The organism is Vogesella oryzagri (assembly GCF_040148885.1).
In the GTDB taxonomy this organism is placed as follows: Bacteria; Pseudomonadota; Gammaproteobacteria; order Burkholderiales; family Chromobacteriaceae; genus Vogesella; species Vogesella oryzagri.
The window spans coordinates 249,901-276,236 of sequence record NZ_JBEFLD010000003.1; the positions used below are offsets into that span (position 1 = coordinate 249,901).

The 26,336-nt window shown below is 64.8% G+C and carries 22 protein-coding genes and 2 tRNA genes; 17 read left to right on the top strand and 7 right to left on the bottom strand.

Annotated elements, in window-relative coordinates:
• Window position 1: 1 nt before the first annotated feature.
• The 5 genes from ABNW52_RS06460 to ABNW52_RS06480 all read right to left on the bottom strand — a co-directional run bounded on the left by ABNW52_RS06460 (window position 2) and on the right by ABNW52_RS06480 (window position 6,523).
• Complete coding sequence (locus ABNW52_RS06460; RefSeq protein WP_349585579.1) at window positions 2-967, bottom strand: sensor domain-containing diguanylate cyclase; 966 nt, start codon at window positions 965-967, stop codon at window positions 2-4.
• A 148-nt stretch (window positions 968-1,115) separates the two neighbouring features.
• Window positions 1,116-2,600, bottom strand: coding sequence for an RNB domain-containing ribonuclease (locus ABNW52_RS06465; RefSeq protein WP_349585580.1), 1,485 nt, complete (start codon window positions 2,598-2,600; stop codon window positions 1,116-1,118).
• A 282-nt stretch (window positions 2,601-2,882) separates the two neighbouring features.
• Window positions 2,883-6,005: a transglycosylase domain-containing protein gene (locus ABNW52_RS06470; protein WP_349585582.1), complete on the bottom strand. Its 3,123-nt coding sequence runs from the start codon at window positions 6,003-6,005 to the stop codon at window positions 2,883-2,885.
• Between the two features lie 327 nt (window positions 6,006-6,332).
• A tRNA-Glu gene (locus ABNW52_RS06475) sits at window positions 6,333-6,408 on the bottom strand.
• Window positions 6,409-6,447: 39 nt separating this feature from the next.
• Window positions 6,448-6,523 (bottom strand) — tRNA-Ala (locus ABNW52_RS06480).
• Between the two features lie 141 nt (window positions 6,524-6,664).
• Here ABNW52_RS06480 and hpnC point away from each other — a divergent pair.
• The 8 genes from hpnC to ABNW52_RS06520 all read left to right on the top strand — a co-directional run bounded on the left by hpnC (window position 6,665) and on the right by ABNW52_RS06520 (window position 13,098).
• Complete coding sequence (gene hpnC, locus ABNW52_RS06485) at window positions 6,665-7,501, top strand: squalene synthase HpnC (RefSeq protein ID WP_349585584.1); 837 nt, start codon at window positions 6,665-6,667, stop codon at window positions 7,499-7,501.
• Window positions 7,498-8,343, top strand: a complete 846-nt coding sequence (hpnD, locus tag ABNW52_RS06490) for a presqualene diphosphate synthase HpnD (RefSeq protein ID WP_349585586.1) — start codon at window positions 7,498-7,500, stop codon at window positions 8,341-8,343. The genes hpnC and hpnD overlap by 4 nt, the downstream gene beginning before the upstream one ends.
• On the top strand, window positions 8,340-9,614 hold the full coding sequence (hpnE, locus tag ABNW52_RS06495) for a hydroxysqualene dehydroxylase HpnE (RefSeq protein ID WP_349585588.1): 1,275 nt from the start codon (window positions 8,340-8,342) through the stop codon (window positions 9,612-9,614). Before hpnD ends, hpnE begins: the two co-directional genes overlap by 4 nt.
• Window positions 9,611-10,363, top strand: a complete 753-nt coding sequence (locus ABNW52_RS06500; RefSeq protein WP_349585590.1) for an SDR family oxidoreductase — start codon at window positions 9,611-9,613, stop codon at window positions 10,361-10,363. The genes hpnE and ABNW52_RS06500 overlap by 4 nt, the downstream gene beginning before the upstream one ends.
• A 66-nt stretch (window positions 10,364-10,429) precedes the next feature.
• Window positions 10,430-10,993 carry a hypothetical protein gene (locus ABNW52_RS06505; RefSeq protein ID WP_349585592.1) on the top strand — a complete coding sequence of 188 codons (564 nt, stop codon included), beginning with the start codon at window positions 10,430-10,432 and terminating at the stop codon, window positions 10,991-10,993.
• Between the two features lie 5 nt (window positions 10,994-10,998).
• On the top strand, window positions 10,999-12,363 hold the full coding sequence (radA, locus tag ABNW52_RS06510) for a DNA repair protein RadA (protein ID WP_349585594.1): 1,365 nt from the start codon (window positions 10,999-11,001) through the stop codon (window positions 12,361-12,363).
• Window positions 12,364-12,367: 4 nt separating this feature from the next.
• A complete protein-coding gene (locus ABNW52_RS06515) occupies window positions 12,368-12,928 on the top strand; it encodes a sigma-70 family RNA polymerase sigma factor (protein ID WP_349585596.1) in 561 nt (186 codons plus the stop codon).
• Window positions 12,925-13,098: an anti-sigma factor family protein gene (locus ABNW52_RS06520; protein WP_349585598.1), complete on the top strand. Its 174-nt coding sequence runs from the start codon at window positions 12,925-12,927 to the stop codon at window positions 13,096-13,098. The genes ABNW52_RS06515 and ABNW52_RS06520 overlap by 4 nt, the downstream gene beginning before the upstream one ends.
• Before the next feature lie 68 nt (window positions 13,099-13,166).
• On the opposite strand, the gene ABNW52_RS06525 is transcribed toward ABNW52_RS06520, so the two are convergent.
• On the bottom strand, window positions 13,167-13,514 hold the full coding sequence (locus ABNW52_RS06525) for a DUF2325 domain-containing protein (protein WP_349585599.1): 348 nt from the start codon (window positions 13,512-13,514) through the stop codon (window positions 13,167-13,169).
• Between the two features lie 222 nt (window positions 13,515-13,736).
• Window positions 13,737-15,395, bottom strand: coding sequence for an ABC1 kinase family protein (locus tag ABNW52_RS06530; protein ID WP_349585601.1), 1,659 nt, complete (start codon window positions 15,393-15,395; stop codon window positions 13,737-13,739).
• A gap of 272 nt (window positions 15,396-15,667) precedes the next feature.
• Here ABNW52_RS06530 and ABNW52_RS06535 point away from each other — a divergent pair, with 272 nt between their 5' ends.
• The 9 genes from ABNW52_RS06535 to ABNW52_RS06575 all read left to right on the top strand — a co-directional run bounded on the left by ABNW52_RS06535 (window position 15,668) and on the right by ABNW52_RS06575 (window position 26,161).
• Window positions 15,668-16,429, top strand: a complete 762-nt coding sequence (locus ABNW52_RS06535; RefSeq protein WP_349585603.1) for an NlpC/P60 family protein — start codon at window positions 15,668-15,670, stop codon at window positions 16,427-16,429.
• A gap of 89 nt (window positions 16,430-16,518) precedes the next feature.
• Entirely contained in the window at window positions 16,519-16,731 is a 213-nt protein-coding gene (locus tag ABNW52_RS06540) for a hypothetical protein (RefSeq protein WP_349585605.1), read from the top strand.
• A gap of 8 nt (window positions 16,732-16,739) precedes the next feature.
• Window positions 16,740-17,987, top strand: a complete 1,248-nt coding sequence (locus ABNW52_RS06545; RefSeq protein ID WP_349585607.1) for a lipoprotein-releasing ABC transporter permease subunit — start codon at window positions 16,740-16,742, stop codon at window positions 17,985-17,987.
• The gene (lolD, locus tag ABNW52_RS06550) at window positions 17,980-18,663 is read left to right on the top strand and encodes a lipoprotein-releasing ABC transporter ATP-binding protein LolD (RefSeq protein WP_349585608.1); all 684 of its coding nucleotides are present in this window, start codon (window positions 17,980-17,982) and stop codon (window positions 18,661-18,663) included. The genes ABNW52_RS06545 and lolD overlap by 8 nt, the downstream gene beginning before the upstream one ends.
• Before the next feature lie 21 nt (window positions 18,664-18,684).
• Window positions 18,685-19,980: a mechanosensitive ion channel family protein gene (locus ABNW52_RS06555; protein ID WP_349585610.1), complete on the top strand. Its 1,296-nt coding sequence runs from the start codon at window positions 18,685-18,687 to the stop codon at window positions 19,978-19,980.
• Window position 19,981: 1 nt separating this feature from the next.
• Entirely contained in the window at window positions 19,982-20,596 is a 615-nt protein-coding gene (locus ABNW52_RS06560; protein WP_349585612.1) for a response regulator transcription factor, read from the top strand.
• Complete coding sequence (gene nudB / locus ABNW52_RS06565) at window positions 20,593-21,036, top strand: dihydroneopterin triphosphate diphosphatase (protein WP_349585614.1); 444 nt, start codon at window positions 20,593-20,595, stop codon at window positions 21,034-21,036. Before ABNW52_RS06560 ends, nudB begins: the two co-directional genes overlap by 4 nt.
• 118 nt (window positions 21,037-21,154) lie before the next feature.
• Window positions 21,155-21,862 (top strand): response regulator, encoded by a 708-nt coding sequence (locus ABNW52_RS06570; RefSeq protein ID WP_349585616.1) that lies wholly within the window; start codon window positions 21,155-21,157, stop codon window positions 21,860-21,862.
• A 30-nt stretch (window positions 21,863-21,892) separates the two neighbouring features.
• A complete protein-coding gene (locus ABNW52_RS06575; RefSeq protein WP_349585618.1) occupies window positions 21,893-26,161 on the top strand; it encodes an ATP-binding protein in 4,269 nt (1,422 codons plus the stop codon).
• The last annotated feature ends 175 nt before the right edge of the window (window positions 26,162-26,336 follow it).

Sequence of the window (26,336 nt, forward strand, 5' to 3'; positions counted from 1 at the left end):
GTCATTCTTCGTGGTAGGTAATGCGGTTGCCGCCCGCGGTTTTCGAGCGATACATCGCGGCGTCGGCCAGTGCCAGCAGCACGTCGGGTGCGGCAGCATCCACCGGGTACAGCGCGACACCAATGCTGAGCGCAGGCAGTACGCTGCCTTGCGCCAGCGGGATCGGCCGCCGCACCGCTTGCAGCAGCCGATCCAGCATGTGGTGGCATTCCATCTGCTGCTCCAGCCCCCAGAGCAGGACGATGAACTCGTCGCCCCCCAGCCGTGCCACGGTGTCGCCGGTGCGGATGGCGGCGGCCATGCGGCTGGCGACCTCGCGCAGTACCGTGTCGCCGGCCGGGTGGCCATGCAGGTCGTTGATTTCCTTGAAGCTGTCCAGGTCCAGATAGCAGATGGCGAGCATGGTGCCGGTGCGGTCCGCCTGCGCCAGGGCCTGGTGCAGGCGGTCGCTGAACAGCAGGCGATTGGGCAGGCCGGTCAAGGTGTCGAAGTGGGCGCTTTTTTCCAGCGCCTGCATCTGCAACTTGCGCTGGGTGATGTCCACCATGATGCCCACATAGTGGGTGATGGTCTGCTGCTGGTCGTACACGGCGGCAATATCCAGCCGGATGGCGTACAGCTCGCCATTGCGGTGACGGTTCCACACCTCGCCCTGCCATTGGCCGTTGGTCGCCAGTGCCTGCTTGATGTGCCCGAAAAATGCCTTGTCGTGCAGCTGTGAGCTGAACACCCGCGGTGTCTTGCCCAGCAGCGCCTGGCGGCCAAAGCCGGTCAGCTGGCACAGGGCGGGATTCACATCCACGATATGTTCCGCGGTATCGGTGACGCAGATGCCGACGCTGCTGTTGTTGAACAGGGAGTCGGCCAGCCGCAGCCGCGATTCCACCGACCAGCCGACGGGAAACTCCACGGTGGTGGGGGCGGCCGCCGTTGCGGGGGGGATTGCATCAGTCGATGGCGCGGGCATCACGGTTACCTGTTGATGCCAGGTTAATGGCGGGTTGGAGGAGGGCAGGCACTTGTTTCACTATGGCCAGCCGGGGGCGACTTTGCCAGTGCAGGCTGCAGGGCAAGGCGCCGCTTTTGTCCTGCCGCCGCCGGGCGGCCACGGTGGGCTAGTGCGATGCCTGGTGCGGCAGCACGAAGTCGATGAAGCCGCGTTCCACCGAGGTGGACACCAGTTGTACCCGCAACAGCTGGCCCACTTTCAGCGCCGGCAATTCGCCTTTCAGGCGGCCTTCGGCAGGCGGGTCGAAAATGCGTACCCAGCTGCCGCTGTCGCTCAGGCCGGTGACCACCGCGTCGAATTTCTGCCCGATGCGTGAGTGCAGCAGCAGGGCGGCTTCGGATTTGCGCAGCTGGCGCTCCACTTTTTTGGCGGCATCCTCTTGCGTGGTGCAATGGCTGGCCAGTTCTTCCAGCTCCTCGTTGCTGTAGGGCGGCGGGTGGCCGGCCAGCGCCGCCTTGATCAGGCGTAGGGTGATCAGGTCTGGATAGCGGCGGTTGGGCGCGGTGGAATGCATGTAATCCTGCACCGCCAGGCCAAAGTGGCCGATCGGCAGCGCGTGCGGGCGCTCGACGACGTATTCGCCGGACCCCATCAGCTTCACGATCACCAGCGACAAATCGGGAAAGCGCAGCGGGTCGGCCTTGTGCTGGCGGGCAAGAAAGGCTTCCAGTGCGGTGCTGTCCGGCTGCTTGGGCAGGCTGACGCCATAGTCGTGCGCCACCTCCACAATGCGCTGCCAGCGCTCGGGGGAACGCACCACCCGGCGCAGGGAGGCGCTGCCCTGTTCGGCCAGAAAGCGGGCGGTGCAGCCATTGGTGGCGATCATCAGCTCTTCGATCAGCTGGCGGGCGCGGTTTTGCGGCTGCTGGCGGATTTCCGCAATGCGGTCGCCCTGGAACAGGGCCTTGGGTTGAAAGGTTTCAAACTCCAGCGAGCCCTGCGCCCGGCGCAGGACGCGCAGTTTCTGCGCCAGCTCATCCTGCATGCGCAAGGCGGCCGGCAGGCCGGCAATGCCGTGGGCCGCCTCCGGCAGCTCGCCTTCGCCCTCGATCCACGCCGATACCGCGTCATAGGCCAGCTGCGCCTTGTTTCTGACCATCGCCCGGTACAGGGTCGAGTGCGCCAGGATGCCATCGCCGGAAAAGGCCATCTCATTCACCAGCGCCAGCCGGTTCTCGTTGACGTTCAGCGATGTCAGGTCGGTAGATAGCCGTTCCGGCAGCATGGGAAAGATGCGCGCCGAGGTGTAGACCGTGGTGGTATTCAGGCGGGCATGCTCGTCAATGGCGCTATCTCTGGTCACCAGTGCATCCACGTCGGCCACCGCCACAAACACCCGTGTTGCGCCGCGTGCCTGGCATTCGATCGCCGTGAGCTGATCCAGGTCGCGCGAGTCATCGTTGTCGATCGAGCACCACAGCAGCCCGGTAAGGTCGCGAATGCTGCTGTCGTCGGCCACGGCCGGCCCCGTGATCTGCCCCAGCTGCTTGTTGACGGCCACCGAGAACTCCGGCGCCAGGCCACGGCTGAACATGGCCCAGGTAGCTATGGTGGCCAGGTTGGCGCGGTGATTGGCAAGTGCATTGCGCATGGTGTCTTCCTGTCTGCCGCACCGGCGCAACCGCGGCGGCGGGCGGCGCGGGAATGCTGGCCGATAAGCGGGCCCGGACTGCTGCCGACCGGCCCGGGGTGAGCCAGAAAACGACAGGCGCCGGCCCTGAGGCGGCTCCCTCACTATAGTGCGGCACTGCGCGACGTGATGGCGCCGGCGCGTGTTGCGTGCGGCGGTGCGGTGCGTTGCTGGCTGTCGGGGGCAAGGGGGTGCGGCCAACCTTTGGGCCGCCGGCACGGGGCAGACCTGCCGCTGCCGGGCTTAGCCGATGGCAAAGCCCGGCAGTTTCCGGAAGGCGGCACGGGGGGCGGGCGGGCTCACCGCCGGTGCGGGGCTGGGGCGGTTGCTCAGCGTCAGTCGCTGTTTCAGGGTGGGGGCCAGTACCTTCAGAATCTGCACCGGCAGCGCGCTGGTGAACTTGTAATCGGCCGCCTGCGGGCCGGCCACATACGCTACCAGAGTGCCGAAGTAGCGCTCGCCAATGTAGAACACAAACGCCCCGGAGCGGCTGACCACTCGTTCGGACATCAGCGCGCCGCCCTTGGCAAACACCTTGAAGCGGTTGTCGCCGGTGCCGGTCTTGCCGCCCACCAGAATATGCGTGCCGTCCGGCAGGTCGAAGGCGCCGGAGACGCGGCGGGCGGTGCCCTGGTCCACCACCTCGGACAGTAGCTTGCGTACCACCTGCGGAATCTCCGGCGGTAGCACCTGTACCCCCTTGGCCGGCACTTGAGTCAGCGTGGTTTCGTACGGGGTGTTGGCCGCAAAGTGCAGCTTGTCGAGATAGGCGGTTGGCAGCCGCATGCCGTCGTTGGACAGAATGCCCATCAGCTCGGCCAGCGACGCCGGGCGGTCGGCAGAGGCGCCCAGCGAGGAGGCGTAGGAGGGCACCAGCGTATCAAACGGGTAGCCAAGCTGCCGCCAGGTCTTGTGTATCTGCTTGAAGGCGTCTATTTCCTTCATCTCGCTGATGCGCGATGCCTGGCCAGCCTTGTTCTTGCTGTTGAGCAGCCACTGGTACACCTCTTGCCGCTGCTGGGTGCTGGCGCCGACCAGCTCGGACCAGCCTGCGTTCGGGTGGCTGTGCAGGTAGGTCACCAGCCACAGTTCCAGCGGGTGCACATTGGCCAGATAGCCGCGGTCGGCCAGATTGAAGCGGCCTGGCGCAAACTCTGCATACAGCTTGGCCACGGCTTGTGGGTCCGGTTTCTTGGTGGCTTGCAGCTGGCGCTCCAGAAACGCGCTGAACTGTTCCAGGCTGGCCTCCGGTTGCACGCTGCGGAAGATCACCGCCAGCTTTCTGGGGCTCTGCCGTGCGCGCTCTACCAGCAGGTTGTCGATTTCCGCCAGGGTCTTGTGGCGATACTTGTTGTAGAAGCCGGCAAGGAAGGTGCGGCCCTCGCGGTCGGCAAAGCGCTGCAGGTAGGCCCTGCGCGCGGCGTCATCGTTGGCTTCGTCCGGCGGGGCGTCCGTGGCCGGGGCCATGTAGTAGCGGACGATGTCGCGCATCAGCCGGATGTAGACCAGGTTGACGGAGCGGCGGGTGGCCTCGCGCACGGTCAGTATCTTGCTGTCGTCGTTCTTGTCGAAGTTGTTGAAGGTGTGCAGCCCGCCGCCGGTGAAGAAGCTTTCGCCCGGGCTGGCGGAGTAGGTGCGCAGCAGCGAGGTCTCCAGCATGGCGGTCAGATCATGGTCTGGTGTCTGTTGCAGGTAGTCGATGGCCCAGCGCTGCAGCAGTGGCTCCTTGCCGCTGAACTTGATGGCGGCCAACTGTTCGCTGCTCATTGCGGCATAGCGCTGGTGCAGTTCGTGGATCACGCCCAGATAGGTCACCAGTGTGCGCAGCTTGGCGGTGGAGCCCAGGTCCAGCTTGGCGCCTTCGTTGATGTCGAATGGCTGGTCGAAGTTATCGGCCTGCACCCGCACCTTGTTGCCGTCGGCGGTGCGTTCGATCAGGGTGAAGCTGTAGGTCACGCCCTGCGGCGAGCCTTGCTGCAGCAGGTGTTCGTCGTAAAGGTTGGCCGCTTTGGCGTAATCCGGATCGCGCAGCTTGATCAGCTCGGCGGTGACAGCCTGCTGCAGTTTGAAGTCCAGCGTGCTGCTGGCGCTCAGGTCCAGGTGGTCCAGGTCATACATGCGCGGCACGCCCAGCAGGCCGGCTAGCTTGATGCGCACTGCATTGGCGCCTTTTTGCTTGATTGGTGCCACGCTGGGCAGGCGTACCCGCTCCCGTTGCTGCCGCAGCGAGACTTTCAGCGCGGCATCGCGCAGCTCGGCGGTGATCACCTTGTCTTTGGCCATCAGCCGAAGGTAGGCGTCGGTCATCGCCTCCAGTACCTTCATGTCGCCGTTGAGAAAGGTGGACGGGCTGCGCTGCGAAATCATCAGGCTGAGGGCTTCCTTGAACACCGTGGCGCGCTCGGCCGCCGGGGTGGACGAGTTGCCGCCCAATGCCTGGTTCACCTGCTCGAAAGAGCGTCCGTACCACGCCCACATGCCATCGCCGATGCCGGAGATTTCGCCAAAGCCGGCGCGTGCGGCCAACGGTACGGTGTTGAGGTAGGCCAGCACCAGCTGGTGTCTGGCGGCGGTGGTGTCTTCACCGTTGAGATAGGCGCGCACCGAGGCCGACAGCATCTGGCGCAGTTTTTCCTGGTCCGAGCCGGTGCGGCCATCGGGCGAATGGCGGTATTTCTCGATCTGGGTCGCCAAGGTGCTGGCGCCGGCCGGGCGATAGCCGGAGTTCAATAAATGGATGCTCTTGTCGACCAGCGCCTTGCTGAAGCGCGACCATTCCACCGCCGGGTTGCGCAGCGGGTTTTCCTGATCCAGCAGGGTGTGGTTTTCGATGTACAGCAGGCCGCTGATCAGCAGCGGGGGCAGTGCGTCAAAATCCGGATAGACGCGCTGCGGGTAGCGCGACTGGTAGATAGGCTGGCCGTAGCCGTCATACAGCGTCAGGCCGGCCTGGTCTTTTTCGCGGTAGGGCAGGAACAGCCCCAGTGGCAGCAGCGGGGCAGTCAGGCCGTGATCGGCCAGCCCAGTCATGCCGGCAGTCTGTACTGCCTGGCTGCTGATGGCGTAGCCACGGGCATCCAGTCGCTGCAGAAAGCGCGGCATGCCGGCATAACCCAGGCGCAGATCGTAAGGGCCGTTGTTGCTCGGGAAGCGAATGGCCTTGCTGGTGCCCGGCTTGGTTTCAAATCTGGCGTCGTGGGCAATCTGGGAAAAATAATGTGCCTGCAGCCGGGAGGTTTTCAGTTCATCCAGCAGCAGGTAGATGAGCAGTCCAAGCAGTAGCAGCAACAACAGGTAGATGGAGCGCCGGATATAGCTGCGGGGCTTGCTGTGGCTCAGTTTGAGATTGACTTCTGAATTATCCATGGCGATTTTTCACCAGTGAGATTTGGATAAGGAACTGTTAGGTAATCAACTCAAACGCTTGGGGCATGAACGGCGCTGTCTGTTGTTGCCCATGCCGTGATCGTCGGGCGATGGTCTGCGATCAGGGTGCCTTGTTATCGCATGCCGGGGCGGCCCGGTAAAGCCTGTCGGCGTCTCCGCCACCTGTGGCGGCGGGGGGCGCGCTTACTGGGGGCTCAATAAAAAGCATAGCTGCCGGCATGCGGGTCTGCATCATGGGCACGCGAGGTTTTTTGCTGTGGGAGGCAGAAAAGCAAAAAGCCACCTTGCGGTGGCTTTTTCTGATACTGGCGTCCCCACGGGGAGTCGAACCCCGGTTATCGCCGTGAAAGGGCGGTGTCCTAGGCCTCTAGACGATGGGGACAAAAAAATCCGACCGAAGTCGGATTTTTCTGAGTGTTCGTGGTGGAGGTAAGCGGGATCGAACCGCTGACCTCTTGCATGCCATGCAAGCGCTCTCCCAGCTGAGCTATACCCCCACAGAGGCTGCGTCTCTCAACGCGGAGCGCAGTTTAGTCGGCGTCGCTGTTAGCGTCAAGCATTAATTTTGCAAGCAGACAGGGGCGTGCCGGGTGCTTCGCATATAATGCGCGTTTGCCAATGCAGATGGATGGGCGCCGATGGCGGTCGATCACTACGAAAACTTTCCGGTAGGCTCACTGGCGCTGCCGCGACGCATGCGCAAGGCGGTGCACGTGATCTACCGCTTTGCACGCCATGCCGACGATATCGCCGACGAAGGCGATGCGGCGCCGGCAGAAAGGTTGGCCGCATTGCAGGCGCTGCGCGACGAGCTGGACCGCATTGGCGCTGGCACGCCGCCGCAAATACCGCTGATGCAGGCGCTGGCGGGTGTCATCGCCGAACGGCAGCTGCCGCTGCAGCCGTTTTACGATCTGCTGTCCGCCTTCAGCCAGGACGTAGAAAAAACCCGTTACCAGAACTTTGCCGAGCTGGTGGACTACTGCCGCCGTTCGGCCAACCCGGTGGGGCGGCTGATGCTGGCGCTGTATGGAGAGCACGATAGCCGCAGCCAGGCGATGTCGGACGGCATCTGCACCGCATTGCAGCTGATCAACTTCTGGCAGGACGTGGCCATCGACTGGCAGAAGGGCCGGGTGTACATCCCGCAGGACGATCTGGCCAAGTTCCGCATCAGCGAACAGCAGATTGCGCGCGGCGATGGCGGCGGGGTGTGGCCGATGCTGATGGACAAAGAAGTCAAGCGTGCGCTGGCCATGCTGCAGGCCGGCTCGCCGCTGGCGCTCAAGCTCAAGGGCCGCTTTGGCCTGGAACTGCGCATGATCGTGCTGGGTGGCGAGCGCATTCTGAAAAAGATTCACGATGCGCGCGGCGATGTATTCAGCCAGCGCCCGGTACTGGGCTGGAAAGACTGGCCGGTGATTATCGGCAAGGCGCTGTGGGCGCCATATGCCAAAAAAGGGAGACGGGCGTGACCCCGCAGCAATACTGTGAAGACAAGGCCGCCAAGAGCGGCTCCAGCTTTTACGCCAGCTTTCGCTACCTGCCAAAGGACAGGCGCGATGCCATGGTGGCGCTGTATGCCTTCTGCCGCGAGGTGGACGACGTGGTGGACGAGATTCACGACGACAACGTGGCACGCACTACGCTGGCGTGGTGGCGCAGCGAGTTGGCCGCACTGTACGCCGGCTCGCCGACGCACCCGGTGATGCGTGCGCTGCAGCCGCATGTGGCCGCGTTCGACCTGCCGCAGGAGTGGCTGGCCGAGATCATCGACGGCATGCAGATGGATCTGGACGTGCCGCGCTACAACCGCTTTGCCGACCTGCAGCTGTACTGCCACCGCGTCGCCGGGGTGGTAGGGCAATTGTCGGCGCAGATTTTTGGCTACAGCGACCGCGCCACATTGAAGTACGCACATGAGCTGGGGCTGGCGTTCCAGCTCACCAATATCATCCGCGACGTGGGTGAAGACGCGCGCCGTGGTCGGCTGTACCTGCCGGTGGAAGACCTGCAGCGCTTTGGCGTGCCGGCGGCGGATATTCTGGCCTATCAGGAATCGCCGCAGTTTGCCGAGCTGATGCAGTTTCAGATCGCGCGGGCGCACGAGCACTACCGCAAGGCCTGGCAGCTGCTGCCGGCGGCAGACCGCAAGGCGCAGCGCATCGGCTTGGTGATGGCGGCGATCTACCGCGCCACACTGGACGAAATCGCGCTGGATGGCCCGGGCAAGGTGCTGAACCAGCGGCTGTCGCTGTCGCCGGGGCGCAAGATCTGGCTGGCGTGGAAAACCTGGAACTTCGGCTACAAGCCGTGACCCCGCGCGTTGCCATCATCGGCGCCGGCTGGGCTGGCCTGGCGGCCGCCATCGAGCTGGCGGATGCGGCCAATCTTACCGTGTTCGAGGCCGGCCGCGTGGCCGGCGGCCGCGCGCGCGCGGTGGCGCTGAGCGGCATGACGCTGGATAACGGCCAGCACATCCTGATCGGTGCCTACCACGACAGCCTGCGGCTGATGCGCAAGGTGGGGGTCGATCCGCAACAAACGTTGGCCGCACAGCCGCTGGGCTGGCAACAGGTGGATGGCATTCGCATGCAATGCCCGGATTGGCCGGCGCCGTGGCATCTGCTGGCCGGCTTGCTGTCTGCAAAGGGGCTGCGCTGGCGCGACAAGCTGGCCATGTTGCGGCTGTTGACCTGGCTCAGGGCGAAAGGCTGGCAAGTCGGGCAGGATGTCGCCGCGCAACGCTGGCTGCAACAGCACGGGCAGAGCGAGCGGCTGTTGCAGTGCTTCTGGGCGCCGCTGATCCTGGCCACGCTCAACACGCCGCCGGCGCAGGCTTCCATGCAGTTGCTGGCCAATGTGCTGCGCGACAGCCTGGGCTCGCCGCGCGGCGCGGATAGCCGGCTGCTGCTGCCGCGCGTCAATCTGGGGGCACTGTTTGCCGACCCGGCCCTGCAATGGTTGGCCGCACGCGGCGCCGACATCCGCCTGGGACAGCGCGTCGCCGCGCTGGACCTGCCGGCAGGTACGGTCGACGGCGAGCGCTTCGATGCCATCATCGTCGCCACCGCGCCCTATCACGCTTTACGACTGATGGATGATCCGGCGCTGACAAACTTGCTCAAGGCATGGCAATACCAGCCGATAAGCACCGTATACCTGCAGTTCGCCGGCCGGGTAGCGTTGCCGGCGGTGATGACTGGGCAGGCGCAGGGGCTGGGGCAGTGGTGGTTCGACCGTGAGGCGTTAAGCGGCGAGGTGGGGCTGGTGTCGGTGGTGATCAGTGCCGCAGGGGCGCACGAGTCGCTGCCGCACGATGAGCTGGTGGCGCAGTGCACGGCGGAATTGCGCCGCGCGCTGCCGGACTTGCCGCCGCTGCTGGCCGGGCGGGTGATTACCGAACGGCGTGCCACCTTTGCGGCCAACGTTGCGTTGCCGCGCCCCGATGTGCGACTTCCCGTAAAATCGGGCTATCTGGCGGGCGACTGGCTATGTGCCGACTACCCGGCTACCCTCGAAGGAGCGGTACGCAGTGGCATAGCCGCCGCCCATGCCCTTATGCAGGACTGGACAACAAGAACATGATGCAAACTTTTGACGATAACTATCTGGCCGGCCGCGTGATTCTGGTGACCGGCGCCACGCAGGGCATTGGCCGTGATACCGCACTGGCGGCGGCCAAGCATGGTGCTACCGTGGTACTGCTGGCGCGCAGCGTGCGCGGGCTGGAAAAGGTGTACGACGAGATTGTGGCGCAGGGCTCGCCGGAGCCGGTGGCCATTCCGCTGGATTTGCTGGAAGCCACCGACGACGCCTTCAATACCCTGGCCTACCAGATCAAGCATGCGGTGGGCCGTCTGGATGGCATCGTGCATTGCGCCGCGCATTTCTTCGCGCTGTCGCCGCTGTCGGACCAGCGCATCGACGAATGGATGAACCAGTACCGCATCAACACCGTGGCGCCGTTTGCACTGACCCGCGCCTGCCTGCCGCTGCTGAAGGCGGCGGACGACGCCAGCGTGCTGTTCGTGGGCGAAACCCACGGCCAGAAAGCCGGCCCGTTCTGGGGGGCGTTTGGCGCCTCCAAGGCCGGTCTCAACTACCTGATGCAGGTGGCGGCGTCGGAATGGGACGTGTATCCCAATCTGCGCGTGAACCTGCTGGTGCCGGGGGCGGTGAATTCGCCGTTCCGCAACCGTACCCACCCGGGCGAAGCCAAGAGCGAGCGCGGTGATCTGGTCGATCTGATGCCGCACATGCTGTACTGGCTGGGTGCCGCCAGTCGCGGTCGCAGCGGTGAAATCATCGAGCTGGACTTGCGCAACAAGGAATAAGGACGAACGATGCGGGCATATCTGCTGTTGCCGGCACTGCTGCTCCTGACCGGGTGTAACTGGGTCATGAACATCAGTGGGCTGGCAGCCGAATCCAACAAGGCGATCGGGGCGTCTTGCCGCCAGACCGGGCGCTCGCTGGAGGAGTGCTACAGCCGCAATCCGGAGGCCGACAAGGCCCAGATTTACGCCGGCTGGCGCGAAATGCAGGAGTACATGGCCAAGAACAAGCTGGAGACCATGCAGCCCGCACCGGAGCTGGTGCCGGAATCCTCGGCGCCGGTGGCGGCAGCATCATCCAGCGGCCACAGCGAGGCTCCGGCTCAAAAAAAAAGTAGTCACGCAGTAGCACCGCTGCCTATCGCCTCGGTTCCGACGGTGGCGATACGCGCGGTGCCGCCGGTGCGCAAGCCGTTGAGCAATGCCGAGGCCGAGGCAATGGCCAAGAATGACCCGTTGATCGATTCGATCCTGTCTACCGTGCGCGGCGATGAAAAATCGCGGCTGCCGCCCAAGCCCAAGGATGAGCAGCTGACGCGCGACAACCGCCTGCTGAACATCCTCAACGACATCAACAGCAGCCAGCCTGCTGCCAAAGCCCCGCCGGCCAAGCCTGCCGGGGCGCACTGACTTTCATGGCAAAAAACAAAACGATTTACCAGTGTGGTGAGTGCGGTGGCAGTTCGCCCAAATGGCAGGGCCAGTGTCCGCATTGCGGCGCCTGGAACAGCCTGAGCGAAACCGTGGCCGCCCCGGCGGCGGCCAACCCGCGCTATCAGAGTTGGACGGCGCAGACGCAGCCGGTACAGGTGCTGGCCGAGGTACAGGCCACCGAGGTGCCGCGCGAATCTAGCGGCATCGACGAACTGGACCGCGTGCTGGGTGGCGGCATCGTGCGCGGTGCGGTGGTACTGCTGGGCGGCGACCCCGGCATCGGCAAATCCACGTTGCTGTTGCAGGCGCTGGCTACCATGGGCGGCAACCGCAAGGTGCTGTACGTGTCCGGCGAGGAATCGCCGCAGCAGATCGCACTGCGCGCCTCGCGGCTGGCGGTGGATGCCGCCCGCGTGCGGCTGCTGTCGGAGATCCGGCTGGAGGCGATCATCGCCACCCTGCTGCAGGAGCGTCCGGACGTGGCGGTGATCGACTCTATCCAGACGCTGTACTCCGACCAGGTGACTTCCGCTCCCGGTTCGGTGTCGCAGGTGCGCGAGTGCGCGGCACAGCTCACCCGTCTAGCCAAGCAGAGCGGCACCACCATCATCCTGGTGGGGCATGTCACCAAGGAAGGCTCGATCGCCGGCCCGCGTGTGCTGGAGCACATCGTCGACACGGTGCTGTATTTCGAGGGCGACAGCCATTCCAGCCACCGCATGATCCGCGCCATCAAGAACCGTTTCGGTGCGGCCAACGAGCTGGGCGTGTTCGCGATGACCGATCGCGGCCTGCGCGGCGTGTCCAATCCGTCGGCGATCTTCTTGTCCAGCTACCGCGACGACGTGTCCGGCTCCTGCGTGCTGGTGACGCAGGAGGGCAGCCGCCCGCTGTTGGTGGAAATCCAGGCGCTGGTGGACGATGCGCACGGCTTCCAGCCCAAGCGGCTGACCGTGGGGCTGGAACAGAACCGGCTGGCGATGCTGCTGGCGGTGCTGCACCGCCACGCCAGCGTGGCTTGCTTCGACCAGGACGTGTTCCTCAACGCGGTGGGCGGGGTGAAGATCATGGAGCCGGCCGCCGATCTGGCGGTGATCCTGTCCATGGTGTCCTCGCAGCGCAACAAGCCGCTGCCGGAAAAACTGGTGGTGTTCGGCGAGGTGGGGCTATCCGGCGAGGTGCGCCCGGTGGCGCGCGGCCAGGAGCGGTTGAAGGAAGCCGCCAAGCTGGGCTTTACCCGCGCCATCGTGCCGGCGGCCAATGCGCCGCGCCAGCCCATCGACGGGCTGGAAATCATCGGCGTGGACCGCCTGTCCGAAGCCGTCGACTACTGCATTCGCCGCTGATGCCATGACTCCATCCGACGCCGATATCGAAGCCGAGCGCCCCTATTTGCTGCGCTACGCCCGCGCCCAGCTGCAGGATGCGGCGGCGGCGGAGGACGCGGTGCAGGACACACTGTTGGCCGCATTGCAGGGGCGCGCGCGTTTTGCCGGCGCCGCCAGCCTGCGTACCTGGCTCACCTCCATCCTGCGCTTCAAGCTGGTGGACGTGGTGCGGCGGCAGTCGCGTGAGTGCACTGTCGATCTGGGCGAGGATCTGGATCTGGCCGATCTGGATGCCGTGTTCGACGGCAGTGGCCATTGGGCGCACGCGGTACGCGCCTGGGGGGCGCCGGAGGAGAGCCTGCTGGCGCAGCAGTTCTGGCAGGTGTACCAGCAGTGTGCGCAGGTAATGCCCAAGCGTACCGCCATGGTGTTTGCCATGCGCGAGGTGATGGACATGGATATCGCTGATATCTGTCAGAATCTGGGCATCAGCGCGACCAACTGTTCGGTGATGCTGTACCGCGCCCGGCTGAGCCTGCGCGAATGTCTGGAAACACGCTGGTTCCAGCGGGAGGCCACATGATGAATTGCCGGCAGGCCAGCCGCCTGATTTCCACCGCCATGGACCGGCCATTGAGCCGGGCGGAGCAACTGCAGCTATCGATGCATCTGCTGTTGTGCCGCAATTGCCGCCATTTTCGCCAGCAGATGCAGCAACTGCGCCTGGGTATACGGCAGGGGCGGCAGCGCTAGCGGCAAGGTTGGCCGCAAGCAGCAAGGGCAAGCCATGCGGCTTGCCCTTGTCGTTGGTGTGGCGGCTGCTAGTGCTTGCGCTTGCCTTGCCGTGCGGCGCAGGCATTGGGACAGCTGGCGCAGCGTTCGGCGAAGCCCACGCATTCCAGCGATTGCTTCAGCGAGCACACCGAGCGGCGGCAGGCGATGAATTTCACCTTCTCCTCGTTGGCCAGCTCGCGAAAGTGCTTCATCACGTTATGGCCCAGAAAATCGGTAAACAGGATCAACAGCTCGGTGCCGGCCGGCAGGCGATCCAGCTTGCGCTGGTGCGAGCTGTTGCGGCCGCTCAGGTGCTTGTGGATGTTGATGCCGAAAGAATCGAGTACGCCCGGGATGTTGCCCAGGGTATCGGCGCCGACCAGCATTGCATTCATGGTGTTGTCCTGACGAGATGAATGACTGCATGGTAGCCAGATGTTTAAATCTAATCAAGAATTGTTCGCATTAATATTTTGTGCGGAAGCGGCGGCGCAACAGTCGAGGTTGCAAGACACGACTGGCCCGGGTCGGTCGGTATTCGCAGGGTGCGGTTCGGGAGTGGGCCTAGCCCGTCGCTAGTCCGCTGGCGTGGCTATGCCGCTGGCACGGAGCAGCGGTCATATATTCTTGCCGGCGCGCCAGATCGACCAGATCAGCCACATGCTGTTGAAGAACGCCGCCATGAAGCCGAGGAAACCGAAAAACGGCAGGCCGAACAGGGTAGGGCCACCTTTGACTGTCATCACGATAGAGGAGCCGATGATCAGGCAGCCGGTGACGATGCCCATGGTTAGTCGGTTGACGCTCTTGTCCAGCTGATGGCCGAACTGCTCCAGGCGCTTGAGGTCGAGGTTGATGCGGAACTTGCCGTGGCGGATGTCCTTGCCGATGCGGATGATGTCGCGCGGCAGGTCGGCGATCATGGCAAAGCCCTCGCGCAGCGTCTGCTTGCTGCGCATCAGGAAGTTGCGCGGGTCGTAGCGCGCCAAGATCAGCTGGCGCACGAATGGCGCCAGGTGCTCCACCAGCTGGAAGTCCGGATCCAGCTGGCGGCCGAGGCCCTCCAGCGTCAGCAGCGCCTTGAACAGCATCGCCATGTCCGGCGGCAGCACGATGCCGTGGTCGCGGATCAGCGCCATGATGTCGTTGATCAGCTGCGACATGTTGAGGTTTTTCAGTGGCACGTGGTCGTACTGGAACAGCATCTCGCCGATGTCCTCGGCAAACTGCTCCTCGTCCACCGGTGTGCTGCCGGTCCATTCCAGCAGCACGTTCATCATGCCGCGCTCGTCGCGCTCCGACAGCGCCGCCAGCAGGTCAACGATCTCGTCGCGGCGCTTGTGCGACAGGCGGCCAACCATGCCGAAGTCGATGAAGGCGATAATGTTGTCCGCCAGGAAGAACACATTGCCCGGATGTGGGTCGGCGTGGAAGAAGCCGTTGAGCAGGATCATCTTCAGCACCGCGTCGGCGCCACGCTTGGCCAGTAGCGGCGGGTTGAGGCCGGCGGCGGCCAGTGCCTCTACCGGGGTGGCCGGCAGCCCGTCGACGAAGTCCTGCACGTTGACTGCCGGCTTGGTGTAGTCCCAGTGCACGCGCGGCACGCGCACGTGTGCATCGCCGGCGAAGTCCTTGGCGAAGCGCTCCATGTTGCGCGCTTCCACCGCCAGATCCAGCTCGCGGCGTAGCGAACGCGCAAACTGCACCACGATCTCGGACGGCTGGAAGCGGCGCGCATCGGGAAACTCCAGTTCGATCAAGTGCGCCAGGTGTTCCAGGATGCGCAGGTCGGCATCCACTTTTTCCACGATGCCGGGGCGGCGCAGTTTCACTGCCACCACGGTGCCGTCCTTCAGCACCGCGCGGTGCACCTGGGCGATGGAGGCGGAGCCGATCGGGGTGTGGTCGAACTCGGCGAAGATGTCTTCTGGCACTGCGCCCAGTGCCTGCTTCAGCGTGGCGGCCAGCTGCTCATCGGGAATCGGCGGTACTGTGCTCTGCAGCTTTTCGAATTCGATAATCCACTCCGGGCCGAACATGTCGACGCGGGTGGACAGAATCTGTCCCAGCTTGATGAAGGTCGGCCCCAGCTCCTCGAACGCCTTGCGCAGGCGTATTGGGGTCGGGATGGCGTTGGCCGGATCGGGAAACGGGATGTTCAGCCACTGGCCGGCCTTTTCCACCGCGCGCGGCAGCCGCAGCCGCTGGGCGAACTCGCCTAGGCCGTGACGAAACAGAATGCCGCTGATTTCCTTCAGGCGGGGCAGGTCACGCATGGCTATCAGCGTTTCTCTGAGCATGGCAGAACCGATCTGGGCAGGCACCTGGCGGCGCGGGGGTGGCAAAAAATGGCAAACAAGTATCGAAGATTCACCGCGGCTTCACAATAGCGCACGCCAGCGTGGGCCGCGCCGGTGTGATTGCAGCTTGGTCGTCACGGCACGAGATGGTATTGTGCTGGTCGTTTTGTTCAAAATCAGCCAGCCCCCGTGCACCGGAATTGCGGCAGCGTTCGAACCGGCTGCGCGGAAGCTTGTCCTTATAAGCTATGAAATTTCATCATTACTTGCTGGCCTGCGTGCTGGCCGCTTGCATGGCGCTGGCCCATGCCGCGCCGGATAGAAGCGCAGACAGCCGCACGGCCGATGAAAACGCCGACCCCATCGCCCGCTTTTCCAGCCCGGGCGAAGAGGCTGCAGGCGATTTGCTGTTGCAGGCGATGAGCCTGCTGGGCGTGGCCTACCGGTTTGGCGGCAGCAACCCGGAAACCGGCCTGGACTGCTCTGGCTTTATCCAGTACGTGTTCAAGAAATCCCTGCATGTGAACCTGCCGCGCACCGCCGCCGGCATGGCACAGGTTGGCCGCGAAGTGGCGCAGGATGAACTCAAGCCGGGGGATCTGGTCTTCTTCAACACCCGCGGCTTCCGTTATTCGCATGTGGGCATTTTCCTGGGCAACAACAAGTTCATCCATTCGCCGCGCACCGGCAAGAACGTTGAAGTGGCCAATATGAGCCAGAGCTACTGGGTCAGCCGCTACAATGGCGCGCGCCGCGTGGCGCGTGGTGCGCAGGTTGCCGCCGCCGACAACGCCGAGGCGCCGGTGGTGGCCAGCAAGCGCCAGAGTGGCGCGGCGCCGGCCAAGGTCAGTGGCAAGAGCGCGGGCAAGACTAGCGACAAGGCCGACAAGCGCAGCATCAAGGGCAAGAGCCGGAACAGCAAGAGCGAGGCCGGTAGCAAGAAGGCGCGCAGCAAGAGCAGCGAGCCGGTCAGCAAGAAAAAGCGGCCGCTGCGCAAGCGCAGTAATTGATGGCAGCACCGTCGCGGCCGCCTGGCCGCCGCGACGAGGATCAGACCGGATGCCCGCTGTCGCGGGCATCGACATTTGCAAGGTGAAGTATGAATTTGGAATTGCCGATCTGGCACGCCAGCGATGGCAGTGTGGTCTCCTGCACCGAGAAGGTGAAGGTGATGACCGAAAACATGGAAGAACTGGCGCAGATGGCGCAGGACGCATTTGAAGACGCCATTCTGATGGGGTGCGACGAACAGCAGGTGCGCAGCTTCCTGGTGTCGCTGATGCAGCGGCTGGAAAACCCCTACCAAGGCTGATGCTGCCCATGCCCTTCAATTTCGAGGCTTTCATCGGCCTGCGCTATTTGCGCGCCCGCCGTCGCAACGGGTTTATTTCCTTTATCTCCCTGCTGTCGGTGATCGGTATCGCGCTGGGCGTGGCGGCGCTGATCGTGGTGCTGTCGGTGATGAACGGCTTCCAGCAGGAAATCCGCGGTCGCATGCTGTCGGTGGTGTCGCATCTGGAAGTATCCAGCTACGACGGCCGTATCGGTGGTTGGCAACCGTTGGCCGCCACCCTGGTGCGGCAGCCGCACGTGGTGGCGGCGGCGCCCTATGTCAGCGCCCAGGGCCTGTTGTCCAGTGGCGGCAATGTGCGCGGCACGCTGGTGCGCGGCATTGATCCTGTCGCTGAAGGCCGGGTGGTGACGCTGGGCAAGCAGATGCTGCGCGGCAAGCTGGAATCGCTGCAGCCCGGTGGCTTCAACATCGTGCTGGGGGTGGAGCTGGCGCGGGCGCTGGGGGTGGAAGTGGGCGACAAGGTGACGCTGATCACGCCGCAGGGCAATGTTACCCCGGCCGGCATGATGCCGCGCCTGAAGCAGTTCACCGTCAGCGGCATCTTCAAGGCCGGCATGTTCGAGTACGACGCCACGCTGGCAATGGTGTCGCTGCGCGATGCGCAGGTGCTGTTCCGCCTGGGGCAGGATGTGTCCGGCGTGCGGCTGAAGCTGGACGACCCGATGCTGGCGCCGCAGCTCAAGGCGACGCTGGCCAGTCAGCTGGCGGCCAACCAGGTGGCCACCGACTGGACCGACATGAACGCCAATTACTTCCGTGCGGTGCAGATTGAAAAACGCATGATGTTCATCATCCTGACGCTGATCGTGGCGGTGGCGGCTTTCAATCTGGTGTCCACGCTGGTGATGGTGGTGACCGACAAGCAGGCCGACATCGCCATCCTGCGCACCCTGGGCGCCAGCCCGGCCAGCATCATGAAAATCTTCGTGATCCAGGGTTCGGTGGCCGGGGTGATGGGCACGCTGGCCGGCGTCGCCGGTGGCCTGCTGCTGGCTTTCAATCTGGGCACGGTGCAGCAGACCATTGAACGGATCATCGGCGCACGGCTGTTGTCCAGCGATGTCTACATGATCGATTTCCTGCCGGTGGAAGTGCTGCCGGCCGATGTCACCACCATTGCGGTGATTTCCCTGTTGCTGTCGCTGCTGGCCACGCTGTACCCCAGCTGGCGCGCGGCGCGCACCCGCCCGGCGGAGGCATTGCGCTATGAATGATGAAGTATTGTCCTGCCGCCAGCTGTCGCGGCGTTACCGCGAAGGCGAGCTGGATGTGGAAGTGCTGCGCGGCATCGACCTCACCGTTGGCCGCGGCGAGCGGCTGGCGATTGTCGGCGCCTCCGGCAGTGGCAAGAGCACGCTGCTGCATCTGCTGGGCGGGCTGGATACCCCCAGCGGCGGCGATGTCCGCCTGATGGGGCAGCCGCTGGCCGGCATGAACGAGAAGACGCTGGGCGTGCTGCGCAACCAGCATCTGGGCTTCGTCTACCAGTTTCACCACCTGCTGCCAGAATTCACCGCACTGGAAAACGTGATGATGCCGTTGCTGATCCGCCGCCTGCCGCGGCACGAGGCCGCGGCGCAGGCCACGGCCATGCTGCAGCAGGTCGGGCTGGGCGCGCGCTTGCAGCACAAGCCGGGCGAGCTGTCCGGTGGTGAGCGCCAGCGCGCCGCCATTGCCCGCGCACTGGTGACGCACCCGGACTGCCTGCTGGCCGACGAGCCTACCGGCAACCTGGACCGCGGCAACGCCGACGCGGTGTTCCAGCTGATGCTGGAACTGAACGCCACGCTGGGCACCAGCCTGATCATCGTCACCCACGACCACGCGCTGGCGACCAAGGTTGGCCGCGTGCTGACGCTGGGGCCGGATGGACTGGCCGAGAGTCATTGAATCGCCTGACAAGGAGCATGCATGCTGGAACACGGCACCCAACCGTTGACCTTTGATCGCCTGATGGATGCCCTGCAGGGGCCTACCGGCTGGCTGGAGCTGGGCATTGCCGCCGCCTGCGTGGTGCTGGCCTATGTGCTGTCGCGCCGTATCTATGCGCGCTGGTTCGTGGCCGCGCCCGATGGCCACTGGTCGTTTGGCAAATACCTGGGCTACCGGCTGGTGTTTCCGCTGTCCGCGCAGCTGTTGACCCAGCTGGCCGGCCTGGGCTGGCATGTGGCGATGCACGGCAAATCGCAGCTGTTGGTGGTGATCGCCATGCTGCTGTTCTGGCTGTCGCTGATCCGCGTGCTGACCGCGGTGGTGCGGCACGCGCTGCCCACCGGGCGCTTCGAGCGCAGCAGCGAGCACTTTGTCGCCATGCTGCTGTGGCTGGGTTTTGTCAGCTGGGCCACCGGCGTCGATGTGGTGGTGCTGGACTGGCTGGAATCGATCAGCTTCCGCGTCGGCAAGAACCAGATCAACCTGCTGATGATCCTGTCGGCGCTGGTGTGGGTGTCGGTGATCATGGTGGCGGCGATGTGGGTGAGCAAGCTCATCGAGGCGCGGGTGATGCGCCTGACCGAGGTCGACCTCAACCTGCGGCTGGTGTTCAGCAAGCTGTCGCGCACGCTGCTGATCGTGGTGGCGGTGCTGGTGGCGCTGCCGATCGTCGGCATCGATCTGACCGTGCTGTCGGTCTTCGGCGGCGCGCTGGGCGTGGGGCTGGGTTTTGGTCTGCAGAAGATCGCCAGCAACTATGTGTCCGGTTTCATCATCCTGCTGGAGCGTTCCATCCGCATCGGCGACCGGCTGATGGTGGAGAACCGCACCGGCTATGTCAGCAAGATCACCTCGCGTTACGTGGTGCTGAAAACTGCCGATGGCTCCGAGGCGCTGGTACCCAACGACACGCTGATCGCCAGCACCGTGGTCAACCAGTCGTACTCGGACAAGGCGCTGTGGATCAGCCTGCCGGTGCAGGTGGCCTACGGCACCGATTTGCCGGCGGCACTGGCCCTGCTGCGCCAGGCGGCCGAGCACCCGCGGGTGAAGCAGGACCCGGCACCGGCGTCGTTTGTGGTGGCGTTTGCCGATTCCGGCATTAACCTGGAACTGGGTATCTGGGTGCTGGACCCGGAAAACGGCATGCTGAGCCTGCGTTCCGACATCAATCTGCGTATCTGGCAGCTGTTTGGCGAACATGGCATCGACATTCCCTACCCGCAGCGTGAAGTGCGCGTGGTGGGCGAGGCCGTCGGCGCCGGAGGAATGTGACATGCAACGACTGGCGGTGATCGACGACGATCTGGCGGTACGGCAGGCGCTGCTGTGGCTGCTGGAATCTCCCAGCCTGGGCGTCAGCGGCTACGATAGCGCCGAGGCGTTCCTGGCCGATACGGCAGCGGCCAACTTCAATTGCCTGATCGTCGACCTGCGCATGGGCGGCATGAGCGGCATCATGCTGCTGGAAAAACTGGCCGGCTGGGCCTACTGCCCGCCGGTATTGATGCTGACCGCGCACGGCGACGTACCGCATGCGGTGGCCGCGTTCAAGCTGGGAGTAGTGGATTTCCTGGAAAAGCCATTCGACGACCAGCACCTGCTGACGCTGGTGGAGGAGTGTCTGCGGCGTGATACCGAGGCCCGCGATCGCTTCCAGCGCCGCCGCCAGGTGGCCGATGCGCTGCAGACGCTCACCGAGCGCGAGCGCGAGGTGATGCAGCACATTCTGGCCGGGTTGCTTAACAAGCAGATTGCCGAAGTGCTGAGCATCAGCATGAAAACCGTGGAAGTGCACCGTGCGCGCGTGTTCGACAAGATGGGCGTCAAATCGGCGGTGGAGCTGGCCGGCGTGATCAGCGTGCTGGAAGACAAGGGTGGCAAGTCATGAAGCCGGCCAAGCAGCCGGTGTCGGTGCTGGTGGTGATTCATACCCCGGATCTGCAGATCCTGCTGATCGAGCGCGCCGACCGCCCCGGTTACTGGCAGTCGGTGACCGGCAGCCGCGAGGGCAACGAGGCGCTGGCCGATACCGCGCGCCGCGAAGTGGCGGAGGAAACCGGCATCGATGCGGCCAACCTCTGCGACTGGCAGCAGCAGAACGTGTACGAAATCTACCCGCACTGGCGCCACCGCTACGCGCCGGGTGTCACCCACAATACCGAGCACGTGTTCAGCCTGGAGCTGCCGGCGCCGCAGCCGGTACAGCTGGCAGAGGGCGAGCACCTGGCCTGGCAGTGGCTGCCGTGGCAGCAGGCGGCGGCACTGGTGTTTTCGCCATCTAATGCCGAAGCGATAAAAAAGCTAGCGTCTGCTAGGTTAATGGCATAGCTGTCAGCAATTTGCTGTTAATATCCGGCTTTCTTTTTAGTTAACTCTTATCAATCACGATGGCTGACGGAGCGGGCTATCATGACGGCATGAGTTAGCCGGAAGTTGGGAGCGTGCGATGAAAGTTGCTTATGACAAGTTGCGGGTGCTGGTGGTCGATGACCAGATGCTGGTACGCACCCTGATTGTCAGAACACTGCGTGAATTGGGCGCTAGCGAAGACAATATCTACCAGGCGGTGGATGGTGCCACCGCCAAGCGTGCGCTGGATGCCAAGTTGGTCGATATCGTGCTGTGCGATCTGCAGATGGAGCCGATCAACGGCATGGATCTGCTGAAAGAGATTCGCTGCGGCATGACCCTGAACGTGTCCACGCTGCCGTTCGTCTTCCTGTCCGGCCATGCCGAAAAGAACAACATCGTACTGGCCGCCCGGCTGCATGCCGACGGTTTCATCATCAAGCCGCCCAAGCCCGCCGAACTGGAGCGCCACCTGCAGGAGGCGCTTGCCCGGCAGCGCCCGGAGGCCGACCCGTTCGCCTACTGCAACATCCCCACCGGCACCCGCCACGACAAGCATCTGTTTGGCGAGCTGATCGCCGAGGCGGCGCGGCGGATGGACGAGGACCAGACGCCGGTAGAAAGCATCTCGCTGGCCGAGGTCAAGCCGGGCCGGATCCTGGGTGCGGATCTGCACAGCCAGAGTGGCCACCTGCTGTTGCAGCGCGGCGCCTGTATTACCCGCACCCAGCTGCGGGTGCTGAGTGAATTTGCCGATCGCTTCGGGGTGAGCCGCATCGTGCTGACCCAGCTTAACGACGACTAGCCTGGCCAGTATGGCGACCACGGGGGCGGAATGAACAAGCCACAGGGCGACAGCAGCCAGACGGCGGCCATTGGCCGCGCCATCCGGCTGACCGTGCTGCTGCTGGGCGGCCTGCAGCTGATGGCGTCCATGCTGTTGCTGTGGTCCGGCTATCACGGCTATCGCAAGGCCAGCGAGCACGAAGCCCTCAATAGCGCCAACCTGTCGCTGTTTACCGCCGCCCAGCAGCTGGCGCGCGAAAACGATCAGACCCTGGCCCTGCTGCTGGCGGTAACGCCTGCCACGCGGCCAACGTTGGCCGCACTGGCCGCCAGTCGTCAGGAAACCGACCGCCAGATGCAACGCCAGCTGCAACAGGGCGCCCAGGCGCGTTATCCGGAGGCCGGGGTGCAGCTGGGGCGGCTACGCCAGCATCTGGCGACGCTGCATAGCCGGCGTGCGCTGATCGACCAGGAGCTGCGGCAGCGGCCCTACAGTTTCAACGAAACGGCGCTATCCGGCTGGAAGCTCACCATCGGCCCGCTGTATGACACGCTGGACCACATCCTGCAGCAGGATACCTTCTGGCTGGTGGACGAGGCCGACCCGGCGCTCAACCGCATGGCGACGCTGAAGTACCAGGTCTGGAGCCTGGGCAGCATGCTGCAGGCCGAGTCCAATGCCTTGCTGCAACGCGCCTACTTTGCCCGCGAACTCAACAACAGTGATGAATACGAACTGCTGCGCCGGCAGGAACAAGGGCAGCTGCTGCTGGGCGATTTGCGCGGCGGGGTGCGTTTTCTGGGCAACGCGCAGCTGCAGCAGCAGCTGTACCGGGTCAACGACATGGTCTGGCGGCTGCGCCGCAGCAGCGAGCAGCAGCGCGCGCTGTTGCAGCGGGGGCAGGGGACGGAACTGCCGATGCGGCAGTACCAGCAGCTGAACCAGGAAATCAAGCTGCAGCTGGGGGCACTGTTCAATGTGCTGACCGATGTCATGGCCCGGCGGGTGGAAAGCAACAAGGCCGATTACCAGCGCGGGCTGATCACCAATGCCGGCTTTGCCCTGCTGGGGCTGGGGCTGTACCTGTACCTGCTGCGGCGCATGCGCGGCAGCATTCTGCAACCGTTGCAGCGCATGCAGCGGCTGCTGGATGCCGCCGGCGATGCCATCCTGACCGTGGATGGCCAGCAGCGCATCCGGGTGGCCAACCAGGGGGCGAGCAGCATGTTCGGCTATAGCCGTCGCGAACTGCACGCGATGCCCATCGACCAGCTGCTGCAGTGCGAGGCGCTGGCCGCGGCGTGGCAAAGCGCAGCGCAGGGCCAGCAGCGGCCGCTACCCGGGCGCGGCCTGCACGCCGATGGCAGTTGCTTCCATGCCGAAATCTCGCTCAGCCCCTTGCCGGCCAGTGCCGATGGCGGCGATCGCTACCTGCTGATCGTGCGCAACGAGCAGGAGCGGCATGAGGCGGAAGTCTCGCTGGCGCGCAGCATGCAGCTGCTGGCGGCGATCCACCATGTGGAAAGCCTGCTGCTGGCGCGCAGCTCGCGGCACACGGTGTACCACGAAATCCTGTTCAACCTGCTGCAGTACTGCGGCAGCAGCGATGGTGTGATCCTGGCGCTGCAAAGCGGTCACGATGGACAGGAGCAGTTCCAGCAGCAGGCCAGCATCGGCAGCGCGCCGTTGCCGGCCTGGGTGGCAGCCTTCTGCGCCATGCCGCTGGCGCAGGCCATGCAGCTGGGGCAGCAGCACACCGTGTTGCAGCAGGATGGCTGGTATTTTCTGCTGGTGCATGTCGACAACCGCACCGTGATGGTGGCTGGGGTGGCGGCGGCCAACCTTGACGCGCTGCAACAGGTGGAGTTGCAGCCGTTGCTGGCGGCAGGCAGCAGCATCGTCCGCTTCTATGCCGAGGAAGATCGCCGCCGGGCATCGGAACGCAATCTGCGCGAAGTGCTGCAAATGGAGGAGGCGATCTACAGCGCCTCGCCGATTGGCCTGCTGCGGCTGGACCGCGACTACGGTATCGTGCGCGCCAACACCGCTGGCTGCCGCCTGTTCGGCATGGACGATGGCGGCTTGCAGGGCGTCGCGCTGCAGCAGCTGATCGCGGACGACACGGCGTGGCAGCAATTGCGCGCCCAGCTGGAGCTGGCGCAGCGGCAGGGGCGCCAGGCCAGCCTGGAGATCGAATGCCGCCATCGCAGCGGCCAGCATATCTGGGTGCTGCTCAGCGGCCAGCTGCTGCTGCCGGACCTGCCGCAGCAGGGCATGATCCTTGCCTGCCTGGACATCACCGAACGCCGTGCGGCGCGCGAGGCCCTGCGCCAGGCCCGCGACCAGGCCGCCGCCGCCCGCCAGCAGCTGGAAGTGGCGATCGAGTCGCTGGAGGAGGCTTTTGCCTTTTTCGATACCGGCGATCGGCTGGTGCTGTGCAACCGCCGCTATGCCGAGCTGATCGGCGCCGGCCAGCCGCCTGCCGGCTTGCAGGGCTGGCACTTCGAGCAACTGCTGCGCACCGCGTTGCAGGTCCACGAGCATCCGGAAGACCAGTTTGCCCTCGACGACTGGGTGGCCGAGCGCCTGCGTCGCCACGCCAGCGGGCAGGCGTCGTTCCAGATCAGCATCGGCGAGCGCTGGTATCAGCTGAGCGACCAGGCCATTCAGGGCGGCGGCTCGGTGTGCATCTACGCCGACATCACCGGCCTCAAGCAGCAGGAAATGGACCTGCTGCTGGCGCGCGACCAGGCCGAGCAGGCCAGCCGGGCCAAGAGCGCCTTCCTCGCCACCATCAGCCATGAGATCCGTACTCCGATGAACGGCGTGCTGGGCATGCTGGAACTGCTGGCGCTGACCGCGCTGGATGCCGGCCAGCGCGACAGCATCGACACCATTCAGGAGTCGGCGCAGACCCTGCTGCGCCTGATCGATGACATCCTGGATTTTTCCAAGATCGAAGCCGGCAAGCTGGACATCCTGCCGGAGCCGGCATCGGTGCCCAAGCTGATGCACAAGGTGCACCAGCTGTACAGCGACATGGCCCAGCACAAGGGGCTGACCTTCACGCTGCAAGTCGATCCCGCCGTGGCCGGCACGCTGCTGCTGGACCCGCTGCGGCTGCGCCAGATCCTGCAGAATTTCTGCAGCAATGCGATGAAGTTCACCGAGCACGGCGAAATCGTGCTGCGGGTGCAGTGCCTGCACGACAGCGATGGCCAGCAGACGCTGCGCTTTGAGGTGGCCGATAGCGGCATCGGCATCGCGCCGGACAATCTGGCCCGCCTGTTCGAACCGTTTACCCAGGCCGAAAGCACCACCACGCGGCGCTTTGGCGGCAGCGGACTGGGGCTGGCCATCTGTCGCAGCCTGGCCCGGCTGATGGGCGGGCAGGTTACGCTGGACAGCACCCCGGGGGGGGGCACAACCGCTGCACTGCAGCTGGCGCTAGCGAAAACCGACGCCCAGGCCACGCTGGCGGCCCCGGTGCTGCCGCAGGTGCGCCAGCCGGTGGTGCCGCAGCAGCTGCCGGTGCTGCTGGTCGAAGACAACCCCACCAACCGCAAGCTCACCATCAAGCAGTTCGGGCTGCTGGGCTACCCGCTGGAGGTGGCGGAAAACGGCGTGGAGGCGGTGCAGCGCTGGAAGCGGCAATCGTTCGCACTGATCCTGACCGACTGCCACATGCCGCAGATGGATGGCTACGAGCTGGCGCGGACCATCCGTTACTACGAGGCGGCGCTGGAAGATGCCCGCCACATCCCCATCATCGCCTGCACCGCCAATACCTCGCAGGAAGAAGTGGCCAAGACGCGCGATGCAGGCATGGATGACTTCTTGCCCAAGCCGCTGGGGCTGGAAGCGTTGGCCGCCATGCTGGAAAAATGGCTGCACCACGCCTGGCAGCCGGCACCGCCTGTCAGCGTCGACACTGTGGAGCTGGCAGCTGCCGCCACGGCAGATGCAGCGGCCATGCCGACCGACGCACCGCTGGATCGCAGCGTACTGATGGTGTACAGCAGTGGCGACTGGTCGGTGGAGCGCGACATCCTGGCTGACTTCCTGCATGGCAACGACGACGACATGGCAGCGCTGCAGCAGGCGGTGGCGGCGGCCAATCCGGAGCGTATCGCCTGGGCGGCGCACCGGATCAAGGGCGCCAGCCGCATGGTGGGCGCCACCTTGCTGGCAGATGCCGCCGCGGAGCTGGAGGCCGCCGCCCACAGCGGCGATCTGGCGCAGATGGATGCCGGCTGGCCGGCGCTGCAGCAATGCCTGCTGCAGTTCAAGGACTGGCTGCAGAGCCAGCCGGCGTAAGGCGGCGAAATCGACCGCGCCGCCGCCGCGGTGGCCGCGGGCACGGCTCCTGCCTGTGACGCCGCGGTGCTTGCGGTGGCGCAATGGCCGGCCGCTTTGCGGCGCGCCGCCGCCGTGGCTGGCATAGACTGCATAAGACAGAGACTATCGCGTCGTCGCGCGCGACCAGCGCTTG

Bases quoted from the DNA above. Each gene is read 5' to 3' on its own strand.
- radA (WP_349585594.1), top strand. From the start codon at position 10,999: ATGGCAAAAAACAAAACGATTTACCAGTGTGGTGAGTGCGGTGGCAGT.
- hpnC (WP_349585584.1), top strand. From the start codon at position 6,665: ATGGCGGTCGATCACTACGAAAACTTTCCGGTAGGCTCACTGGCGCTG.
- ABNW52_RS06570 (WP_349585616.1), top strand. From the start codon at position 21,155: ATGAAAGTTGCTTATGACAAGTTGCGGGTGCTGGTGGTCGATGACCAG.
- ABNW52_RS06465 (WP_349585580.1), bottom strand. From the start codon at position 2,600: ATGCGCAATGCACTTGCCAATCACCGCGCCAACCTGGCCACCATAGCT.
- ABNW52_RS06555 (WP_349585610.1), top strand. From the start codon at position 18,685: ATGCTGGAACACGGCACCCAACCGTTGACCTTTGATCGCCTGATGGAT.
- lolD (WP_349585608.1), top strand. From the start codon at position 17,980: ATGAATGATGAAGTATTGTCCTGCCGCCAGCTGTCGCGGCGTTACCGC.
- ABNW52_RS06460 (WP_349585579.1), bottom strand. From the start codon at position 967: ATGCCCGCGCCATCGACTGATGCAATCCCCCCCGCAACGGCGGCCGCC.
- ABNW52_RS06525 (WP_349585599.1), bottom strand. From the start codon at position 13,514: ATGAATGCAATGCTGGTCGGCGCCGATACCCTGGGCAACATCCCGGGC.
- ABNW52_RS06530 (WP_349585601.1), bottom strand. From the start codon at position 15,395: ATGCGTGACCTGCCCCGCCTGAAGGAAATCAGCGGCATTCTGTTTCGT.
- ABNW52_RS06540 (WP_349585605.1), top strand. From the start codon at position 16,519: ATGAATTTGGAATTGCCGATCTGGCACGCCAGCGATGGCAGTGTGGTC.
- nudB (WP_349585614.1), top strand. From the start codon at position 20,593: ATGAAGCCGGCCAAGCAGCCGGTGTCGGTGCTGGTGGTGATTCATACC.
- ABNW52_RS06560 (WP_349585612.1), top strand. From the start codon at position 19,982: ATGCAACGACTGGCGGTGATCGACGACGATCTGGCGGTACGGCAGGCG.
- ABNW52_RS06505 (WP_349585592.1), top strand. From the start codon at position 10,430: ATGAACATCAGTGGGCTGGCAGCCGAATCCAACAAGGCGATCGGGGCG.
- ABNW52_RS06520 (WP_349585598.1), top strand. From the start codon at position 12,925: ATGATGAATTGCCGGCAGGCCAGCCGCCTGATTTCCACCGCCATGGAC.
- ABNW52_RS06515 (WP_349585596.1), top strand. From the start codon at position 12,368: ATGACTCCATCCGACGCCGATATCGAAGCCGAGCGCCCCTATTTGCTG.
- ABNW52_RS06545 (WP_349585607.1), top strand. From the start codon at position 16,740: ATGCCCTTCAATTTCGAGGCTTTCATCGGCCTGCGCTATTTGCGCGCC.
- ABNW52_RS06470 (WP_349585582.1), bottom strand. From the start codon at position 6,005: ATGGATAATTCAGAAGTCAATCTCAAACTGAGCCACAGCAAGCCCCGC.
- ABNW52_RS06500 (WP_349585590.1), top strand. From the start codon at position 9,611: ATGATGCAAACTTTTGACGATAACTATCTGGCCGGCCGCGTGATTCTG.
- ABNW52_RS06575 (WP_349585618.1), top strand. From the start codon at position 21,893: ATGAACAAGCCACAGGGCGACAGCAGCCAGACGGCGGCCATTGGCCGC.
- ABNW52_RS06535 (WP_349585603.1), top strand. From the start codon at position 15,668: ATGAAATTTCATCATTACTTGCTGGCCTGCGTGCTGGCCGCTTGCATG.